The organism is uncultured Deefgea sp., assembly GCF_947072475.1.
Lineage (GTDB): Bacteria > Pseudomonadota > Gammaproteobacteria > Burkholderiales > Chitinibacteraceae > Deefgea.
On sequence record NZ_CAMTIA010000082.1, the window covers coordinates 1 to 9,741 of the forward strand.

Consider the following 9,741-nt stretch of genomic DNA (forward strand, 5'->3'; position numbering starts at 1 on the left):
GCTATTGGCTGCGCGCCCAAAGTGACGCTCACGCGCCACGGCAACGATATAACGTAATTCAGTCAATGTCATATCAAAGGCCTCGACGACGAATTTCAAGCAAACGAATTTTAGCCAAATACGACAAAGGCACTAAAAATCCGACAAAGGCCACCAGCAACCAAAATGGCATCGACATCCCAAACAAAGAAAAATCCACCACCGAGCAATCACCAACAGGGCGAATCACCGCCGAAATCCACGCAGGCAAAGCATTTAAATCAATCGGAAACGGCAAACTAGACGCGCAATTTACACCAGACTCAGCGGGCGCATACTGCACCAGTAAATGCCACACGGTGATCCCCGCGCCCCACAATGCCACTGCGGCATACACGCCAGAAAACCACACCACACCGCGCCTTGTGGCTGGCTGCCAGATTGCCGCAAGCAAACTCAGCAAACCCAAAGCAATGACCAGTAGCCGCTCGTAAACACAAAGTAAACATGGCATAAGCCACTGATAAAACTGATGATAAAGTGCAAACCCCATCATGCCGACACAGAGCAAAAACAGAGCAAAAAACCCCACACGCCAACGCAATAAAGCCATGCCCAGACTCCGGCAAGATAGAAAATAACTATTCTACGCTGCTTACCTCGGAATTTGCAGCCAAAAAAACACTCAACTCTGCTTCTTTCTCCATGGCATCTCGATAGCCCAATCGAATCAACTGCCGCAAATATGCCTGACTAAATAACAAATAACTCGCCACCACTGAACCCTGTCGCCGAAAAGCCCCCAAGCCGCCCAGTAAAAAACGCATTCCCAATGGGAAATCGCCACTCAAGCTTAAAGTTAATTTTTCTAAAGGCTGCGAAGGGGAAATCGTCAGCACCTCAATCGGGTGCAACTGAAGCTGACCCGAGATCCGTGCGGCCTGCGGAATATACGATAAAGTTCGATTAATCCGCTGCATGCGCTCTAGATCGGTATCCAAACTATCCAGAAACACACTATTAAACAGCTGCCCTGTTACCTGCGCCAAGGTGGGATAAGACGGGCTATGCAACCGCGTAGGACCATCAGCAGACTGTGGCGCGACCCCGATGACTAACACGCGTCGAGCGCCCAAATGTATCGCCGGACTCAAAGGGGCAATTTGCCGAACCGAGCCATCACCAAAATACTCACGATGAATATGCTCTGCCGGAAAAATCAGCGGTATAGCGCTAGACGCCATTAAATGCGAGACATTGAGCTCAGTACGTACCCCTACACGCTTCGCTCTTGACCAAACAGACAAATCCGCCGCGCCTTGAAAAAAAGACACCGACTGCCCGCTGCTATAACCCAGTGCCGAAATCGCCACGGCGCGCAAAGCCCCACTTTGGATATGCCGTTCAATTTGAGCAAAATCCATCTCGCGGCTCAGCAAAGCGCGTAAAGGCGCATTATCTAAAAACGCCCGCGGATTTCGCTGGCCCAAACCACCACACAATAAAGCCAACAACCAATGCGCCGCTGTTTTACTCAAATACGGCAAATCGGCCATATAAATCGCTTCACCCCGCAAGCCTTGCCACATCCGCGCCAATTGCAGCACTGCACGATGAAAATCCCCCGCTCCTACCGCCATCGCTGCGGCATTAATCGCCCCGGCCGAAGTACCGCAAATAATCGGAAACGGGTTGGGGCTGCCACGTGGCAATATTTTAGCTATCGCCAGCAACACCCCGACCTGATAAGCCGCCCGAGCCCCGCCGCCAGACAAGATCAGCGCCGTATTAGGCGTATTTGAGCGTACTGGTTTCATGATTGATTTCTCCAGACACGGCGATAGAACAACGAATCAGCACTAAGCCAACCCAGCATGCATTACGCACTACATCTAAAGCGTCAATGCCAAGCCAGCTGCGGATTGACTGATATAAATATGATGCACACAAGCAGCAAATAAACAGTAATTCCCGCGTAACTTTGGATAAACCATCCAAAATTGCCGCTAAACTCAAGCTAATTTCACCCCGCAACCCCCTATTTCACGATTAATGCAATAGGCGTGACATCATGGTTTCGGTATAATGCTTTTTTGGCGAAAAGGATTCTACTCATGCGCATCGTGCAAAAAGCCCTTACGTTCGACGACGTTTTGCTTGTACCCGCTCATTCCAATGTTATGCCGCGCGATGTTTCGCTGGCGACGCAATTCACCCGCAATATCCGCCTGAATTTGCCGCTGGTTTCCGCTGCGATGGATACCGTTACCGAAGCCCCATTGGCCATTGCAATGGCACAAGAAGGCGGCATCGGTATCTTGCATAAAAACATGACCCCAGCGCGTCAGGCACAAGAAGTCGCCAAGGTAAAACGCTATGAATCAGGGATTGTAAAAGACCCGATCACCGTTTCTCCTGACATGCTAGTTCGTGATGTATTGCAACTCACACAACAACACAAAATCTCAGGCTTGCCAGTTATCGACCAAGGCTTGCTCGTGGGTATCGTCACCAACCGCGACATTCGTTTTGAAACGCGGCTTGACGTACCTGTTTCATCGATCATGACGCCAAAAGCGCGCTTGATTACTGTTCGCGAAGGCACCAGCATCGACGACGCTCGCGCCTTAATGCACGAACACCGTCTAGAACGCGTTCTGGTGATCGACGACGCATTCCGCCTTAAAGGTCTCATCACCGTAAAAGACATCATCAAAACCAGCGAGCACCCACTGGCTGCCAAAGATGAACAAGGTCGTTTACGCGTTGGTGCCGCCGTTGGCGTTGGCGCTGGCACGGACGAGCGCGTTAAATTACTGGTTGAAGCTGGCGTTGACGTGATCGTGGTCGACACCGCACACGGCCACAGCCAAGGCGTTCTTGATCGCGTGCGTTGGGTTAAAACCAACTTCCCACACGTTCAAGTCATCGGTGGCAATATTGCCACTGCCGCTGCGGCTTTAGCCTTGGTTGAAGCGGGCGCAGATGCCGTTAAAGTCGGTATCGGCCCAGGCTCAATTTGCACCACCCGTATCGTGGCTGGCGTTGGCGTACCGCAAATTACAGCGGTGGCCAATGTGGCGGATGCCCTTGCTGGCACTGGCGTACCATTGATCGCCGACGGCGGCATTCGCTTCTCGGGCGACATCGCCAAAGCCATCGCCGCTGGCGCGCACATGGTGATGTTGGGTGGTTTGTTCGGTGGTACCGAAGAAGCGCCGGGTGAAGTTGAACTCTACCAAGGCCGCTCATATAAGAGCTATCGTGGTATGGGCTCACTTGGTGCAATGTCTGGTGCGAACGGCTCGTCCGATCGTTACTTCCAAGACAAAACCGCTGATGCCGATAAATTGGTACCCGAAGGGATCGAAGGCCGCGTTCCGTACAAAGGTCCATTGTCTGCCGTGATCCACCAATTGGTTGGCGGCCTACGCTCATCAATGGGCTATCTAGGCTGCGCAACGATTGACGATGTTCACGCCAAAGCTGAATTTGTACAAATCACTTCCGCCGGTATCCGTGAATCACACGTGCATGACGTGCAAATCACCAAAGAAGCCCCGAACTACCATCAAGATTAATCTTGTTGCATGTTTGGATAAAAACCGCTGCGAGTCAGCGGTTTTTTTGCGCTTAAATATTGAGCGCCATCAGTATATAGATACAGCCATTATGCAATAATAACTACAAAGCAATACCTAATATTGCCATAAACAAAACCCAGCCACTGAGTACAGAGAGATACAAGGTAATGCTCCGACAATTGCTCATGAATATAAGATTGGAACTGGTAAGCGCTGGCTGAGCAACAACTGCAATGCTTCGCTGGCTAAGCAAATTCTACAAAGAGTCAAAAGTATTTCTCTTAACCCCTGACCAACCCAATAACTAAATCGAAACCAATAAAAAAGCGCCAGACAATGGCTGGCGCTGTTTGCTTCGAGTGGCTTAAGCCGGCATCAACATGCCGCGCAACATAAAGAACAACATCGCCGACAGCAATGCCGAAATCGGTAGCGTTACAATCCATGCAGCCGCGATCTTCATGATTTGCGAACGCTTAACGAGTTCTTGGCGATAGACTTTTTTCAAGCCTTTGCGTTCCATTTTAGAAAAATGCGCCGGATCAAGTTGCGATTTGGCTTGCTGCTTCAGCTCTTGCAACATGAGCGCTTTTTCTTTTAAGCCGGCTTTATTAAAGCGCAGCAAGAAAGTATCCACCGCAGTCTCATCGCCTTCTGGATGATGCGCCTTAATTTCATCCAGCGTACGCGCATGGTTGGCCTTTAGGTATTCACGCAAGAAACCAACGCCAAACACACCACCAACCGCAATATGCGTCGAGCTCACGGGTAAACCCAATTGGCTGGCAAAAATCACCGTGATCGTTGCCGCCATCGCAATACAAAAAGCCCGCATTTGATCGAGTTCAGTAATTTCCGAGCCAACAGTACGAATCACCTTAGGCCCATACAGCGCCAAACCGAGTGCAATACCAATCGCACCAATCACCATAATCCACAGTGGAATGCTGGCACTGTCTTGCAAGCTAGTGCCGCTACTAATTAGCGCATCATTAATTGCGGCTAAAGGGCCAATTGCATTAGCCACATCATTAGCGCCATGGGCAAAGCTCAACAAAGCGGCAGCAAAAATCAAAGGAATGGTAAAGAAACGATTCACGCTTTGCTTATTATTGGCCACACTCTTAATTCGCGACCGAATCACCGGCGCCAAAATGGCACAAACAACAGCACCGATCGCAAAGCCAACGCCAACAGCAAACCAAAAATCGACTTTCCAAATTTTATTCAAGCCTTTGAGCATTAAATAAGTGCTAAAAGTCCACGCCATTAACCCCACCAACACTGGAATCATTTTCGCCGCAGCGGCGATCATATTGGTTTGGTAAGTAATCGTTCGTTTAATCAGATACAAAAATATTGCCGCAAAAATACCCCCGAGCAAAGGCGAAATCACCCAACTGATGGCAATCGTTCCCACTTGACCCCAATCGGCAATGCCCATGCCGCCAGCCGCTACGCCTGCGCCCAAAACGGCACCCACGATGGAATGCGTCGTTGAAACCGGCGCCCCCACCACCGTGGCAACATTGAGCCACAATGCCCCCGCTAACAAAGCCGCCAACATAATCCAGATAAAGGTTTGTTTATCCGGAATCAAACTCGGGTCAATAATGCCGCTACGGATGGTCGACACCACATCGCCCCCCGCCACAATCGCCCCTGTCGCCTCAAAAATCCCGGCAATAATTAACGCCCCACCCATCGTCAGCGCTTTAGAGCCGACCGCAGGACCCACATTATTTGCCACATCGTTAGCCCCAATATTGATGGCCATATAAGCGCCGACAACCGAAGCCACAATCAGCATGATGCTCGGCGTGGTGCCACGTGAAGCGGTATACAGCACAATGCCGACAATAAAGAGTAAGGCAATGCCCAGTCGAACGAGCTCGACATGCCCAGATTTGGCGGCATTGTGAATAGTATCAATTTGTTGGTGGTTCATAGCTTCACTGTGATTGCTAGGTTGGTAGAAATAGCGGTTGCAACCCGCTTTCATAAACGCGCTATTGTGCGCTTTGCAATACAGAAGGGCGACGCAAAAACTCACACAATACAAAATCAATAACGCCAAGCTTTAAAACCAGCCAAGTTCACTCCGATACGCAGTAAAAAATCAGTCTACGCCTTGATTCACAGCTTAAAACCCATCAACACTCGCACAGCAGAAAATCATAGCAACACCATAGGTATCTGGCTACAAGCCTTACAAATAAAGGACTACAATAAAATACCCACAGTAATATGATATTTTTCATCATGCGGTATATAACAAAATCTAACTCACCCTCAAGATAGGCAATTGAAATGCGCCCAATATACAGCCGCTGCACATTGAACACCCCATGGCTAAATTGAGCACCCTCACCCACGGTTAACGCTGATTTTAAACCTTGACATAACCGCCAACACCCCAGCGAAGACTCGGTCACGTCAAAAGCTTATTTGAGCATGACCCAAGACAATAATCCAATGTCAGATACCCGCAGAAAGTATACGTAGGGTGGAATAAACGAAGTGCATTCCAGCTTGATGCATCACGGACAGGTGGAATGCGCGATGCTTATTCCACCCTACTTGCTCATAAAAATCTTACCCCATTCACCCGTACAAGCGAAGATCAAAAAACAAAACACAGTAAGCTAGATTACATAATGTTGACATATTCTTACGTATCGGATATTATCTATCCTGTGATGAATTCTCATCCAACTCCAACCCTACCTGCCACTAAAATTCCTATGGTCTATTTCTGACAGAGAGTTTGCACATCTTATTTTCACTTGAAGTGAGCTATATGCACAATTTATTTAACATGGTTTTAAATAAATTATAGTAGTAGAAAGAAGCAATTTTTTGATTCTGCACTTAAGTCTTTAAATAAAATCGAAGACATTTAATAAAGACGACAAACCGCCAAGCAATATTAACAACCAATTAAATCAAATTCATACAGCAGCAACAACAAAACAGAAAAACAGAAAAACAGAAAAACAGAAAAACAGAAAAACAGAAAATAAAATATTTCAATCTAAACATAGATAAATAAACCAAACTCAGTCTCAAACCTTTAAAAAACCATACCGTGTTTGACAACAAAAATAGAGAATTCTCGCCAGACAAGCTTTAACCCCCCCCTAGCCAATTAATAATATACTTTCGAAAACATCGATTAGTTAAAAAGGAAAATAGAAACTATGCTTCATGGATACACAACTTCACGCGATATGCTTTTAAAACTTTTTCGCGAAGCTTCTAGAACTTGGTATGCAGAAACCATTGAAGAAAAAATCGGATAATTTATTTAATTTTTGTATAACCCATAATGCTGTACGCGACTGGGTATTCAAAGAAAAACAATTAACCGCGGGAGATTCTAACGCTAACAAAAGCTGGCGAAAACGAGCGAACGAATACTTTGGTGAATGTGCTGATTTAGCAAATTCTGGCAAACACTGTAGCATTAAAAAGTCGGCAACGGTTTTACCTACTCATGAAAAAATGGTGATGATTACGCCATTTGGCATTTTTCCTGAAAATATTCAAGATCTACCATCATTTGAAATCCAATTTGAAAATGGAATGAACGTAAATTTACACACATTTCTACATTTGATTTGCTACGACTGGCAATGTCAATTCAATGCAGACGAAAGTCTTGGTGATGTTGGTGAATGGGGGTGTTACCTCGTGCAATTAAGCCCTGTACTGCGTACGGAGCAATAAAGAAGGGTACTGATGAGCAAAGCAACGCACACCGTTGCGATGCTTGTTTTCGGCTCATTCGGCGCAATTCTCCGCGCTCATTGACACCTTAAAAAATCGATGTATTTGCTTGGAAGCTTTTATCTAAAAATTCTATAGAGCAATACCTCTATTTAAAATCAAATCTCGTTGAGCTGCGCGAGATCCCGTGTAGCAAGCTGAGCGAGGAACAAGCGGGGCGGGGTTTTTGCGATCATTGTTTGAGGCCGCAGGCCGAGTTTTGATCGCAACCGCCTCGATTGTCCGCAGCGAAGGTACGGGCGTAGCCCGCGCAGATACCCGGGTCGCCTTTCTTTGGCCCACACTTTCTTTGGCGAAGCAAAGAAAGGTGGGTGCCGCGCGGCATTAGCGCGACTTTGATTGAAACAGCGCATTAAATTGTGCGCTGCCGGAACCTGATTGGCGGGTTACGCCTAAAGGCTAACCCGCCCTACGTACCAATCCGCCCGACCAAACTAATGGGTATATCAATACAGCCGATGACCACCAATACCTTCCAGCCAATACCCAACAAAAAAGGCGACCGAAGTCGCCTTTTTTAATCCAAGCTAATTAGCAATTACGCTAAATTCGCTTGCTGAGTGTTACGCAAACGAATGTGCAATTCGCGGAGTTGTTTCTCGTCCACTTCGTTCGGTGCATTGGTTAACAAGCACTGCGCACGTTGGGTTTTCGGGAAGGCGATCACGTCGCGGATGGATTCGGCGCCGGTCATCAAAGTCACCAAACGATCCAAACCAAATGCTAAGCCGCCATGCGGAGGTGCACCAAATTGCAGGTTGTCGAGCAAGAAGCCGAATTTGTTTTGTGCTTCTTCTTCGCCGATACCGAGTGCTTCAAACACCGTCGATTGCATATCAGCGCGGTGGATACGCACTGAACCGCCGCCCATTTCCCAACCGTTGAGGACCATATCGTAGGCGCGGGCTTTGCATTTGCCCGGATCGGTTTTCAAAAACTCGATGTGCTCAACTTTCGGGCTCGTGAACGGATGGTGGCAAGCATTCCAGCGGCCTGCATCGTCGTCGCGTTCAAACATTGGGAAGTCAACCACCCACAATGGTTTCCAGCCGCGAGTGAAGTAACCCGCTGCTTCGCCTTTTTCGTGACCGACTTTCAAGCGCAATGCGCCGATGGCTTCGTTAACAACTTTTTCTTTGTCTGCGCCAAAGAAAATCAAATCGCCGGTGGTTGCACCAGTACGAGTAATGATTTCTTGCAAGCACGCTTCGCTCAAGTTTTTAACGATGGGCGATTGCAGCCCCGAGCCTTCACCGTTGCTCAGGTTCGTTACGTCGTTGACTTTGATGTACGCCAAGCCTTTCGCGCCATAGATCGCCACGAACTTGGTGTAGTCGTCGATTTCTTTACGACTGATGCTTGCGCCACCTGGAATTCGTAAGCCGACTACGCGGCCGTTTTCCATATCGGCTGCGCCACGGAAGACTTTGAATTCTTCGGTTTTCATCAAATCGGTCAGTTCAGTGAACTGCAAAGACACGCGCAAATCAGGCTTGTCTGAGCCGTACAAACGCATTGCGTCGTCATACGCCATACGTGGGAACTCGCCCAAATCGACGTTGATGGCTTCTTTGAAGACGTGGATCGCCATCGCTTCAGTAATGCTCATGATTTCGTCTTCGTTCAAGAACGAAGTTTCGATATCAATCTGGGTGAATTCAGGTTGACGATCGGCACGCAAATCTTCATCGCGGAAGCATTTAACGATTTGGTAGTAGCGATCAAAACCGGCCACCATCAAGAGCTGTTTAAATAGCTGTGGCGATTGCGGCAAGGCAAAAAATTGACCATCGTGCACGCGGCTTGGTACCAAGTAATCGCGCGCGCCTTCTGGCGTTGAGCGAGTCAACATTGGCGTTTCGATATCGATAAAGCCCAAACCATCAAGGTAGTTACGGATTAACATCGCCACGCGGTAACGCAAGCGCATGTTTTTTTGCATCACTGGACGACGCAAATCGATCACGCGATTGGTTAAACGCACGTTTTCAGAGAGATTTTCATCGTCGATCTGGAACGGCGGCGTTGCCGCTTGATTCAATACGGTAATGCTGCTTGCCAAGACTTCAATTTGACCCGTGAACATTTTGCTATTGGTGGTCCCTTCTGGGCGAGCACGCACCAAGCCGGTGATTTCCAATACATATTCATTGCGGGTGGCATCAGCAATGGCAAACGCTTCTGGCGTTTCTGGCGCAAACACCACTTGCACCAAACCTTCACGGTCGCGCAAATCGATAAAAATCACGCCGCCATGGTCACGACGACGATGGGCCCAGCCCTTAATCGTGACAGTTTGGCCCAGATAACGACCATCAATCAAACCGCAATAATCGGTACGCATCAAAGAACTTCCTCAAAAATAAATAACACAAACAATCAATAAAAC

At 48.0% G+C, this 9,741-nt stretch carries 7 protein-coding genes; 2 read left to right on the forward strand and 5 right to left on the reverse strand.

Going from position 1 to position 9,741, the window contains the following annotated elements; translation table 11 throughout:
* Positions 1–73: 73 nt before the first annotated feature.
* From Q0V82_RS15735 to Q0V82_RS15745, 3 genes are read right to left on the reverse strand one after another with little or no spacing between them, the layout of a single operon-like run.
* A complete protein-coding gene (locus Q0V82_RS15735; RefSeq protein WP_297577266.1) occupies positions 74–592 on the reverse strand; it encodes a disulfide bond formation protein B in 519 nt (172 codons plus the stop codon).
* Positions 593–620: 28 nt separating this feature from the next.
* Positions 621–1,796, reverse strand: coding sequence for a patatin-like phospholipase family protein (locus Q0V82_RS15740; protein WP_297577268.1), 1,176 nt, complete (start codon positions 1,794–1,796; stop codon positions 621–623).
* Positions 1,768–1,995, reverse strand: coding sequence for a hypothetical protein (locus tag Q0V82_RS15745; protein WP_297577270.1), 228 nt, complete (start codon positions 1,993–1,995; stop codon positions 1,768–1,770). The genes Q0V82_RS15740 and Q0V82_RS15745 overlap by 29 nt, the downstream gene beginning before the upstream one ends.
* A 98-nt stretch (positions 1,996–2,093) precedes the next feature.
* Between Q0V82_RS15745 and guaB the strand changes: the two genes are divergently transcribed.
* Positions 2,094–3,560 carry an IMP dehydrogenase gene (gene guaB, locus Q0V82_RS15750; protein WP_297577272.1) on the forward strand — a complete coding sequence of 489 codons (1,467 nt, stop codon included), beginning with the start codon at positions 2,094–2,096 and terminating at the stop codon, positions 3,558–3,560.
* A 367-nt stretch (positions 3,561–3,927) separates the two neighbouring features.
* Here guaB and Q0V82_RS15755 read toward each other — a convergent pair whose 3' ends face one another.
* Positions 3,928–5,511 (reverse strand): inorganic phosphate transporter, encoded by a 1,584-nt coding sequence (locus Q0V82_RS15755; RefSeq protein WP_297577274.1) that lies wholly within the window; start codon positions 5,509–5,511, stop codon positions 3,928–3,930.
* A gap of 1,322 nt (positions 5,512–6,833) precedes the next feature.
* Between Q0V82_RS15755 and Q0V82_RS15760 the strand changes: the two genes are divergently transcribed.
* The gene (locus Q0V82_RS15760; protein ID WP_297577276.1) at positions 6,834–7,292 is read left to right on the forward strand and encodes a hypothetical protein; all 459 of its coding nucleotides are present in this window, start codon (positions 6,834–6,836) and stop codon (positions 7,290–7,292) included.
* Between the two features lie 598 nt (positions 7,293–7,890).
* Here the strand turns inward: Q0V82_RS15760 and aspS are convergent.
* The gene (aspS, locus tag Q0V82_RS15765) at positions 7,891–9,696 is read right to left on the reverse strand and encodes an aspartate--tRNA ligase (RefSeq protein ID WP_297577278.1); all 1,806 of its coding nucleotides are present in this window, start codon (positions 9,694–9,696) and stop codon (positions 7,891–7,893) included.
* Positions 9,697–9,741: the final 45 nt, after the last annotated feature.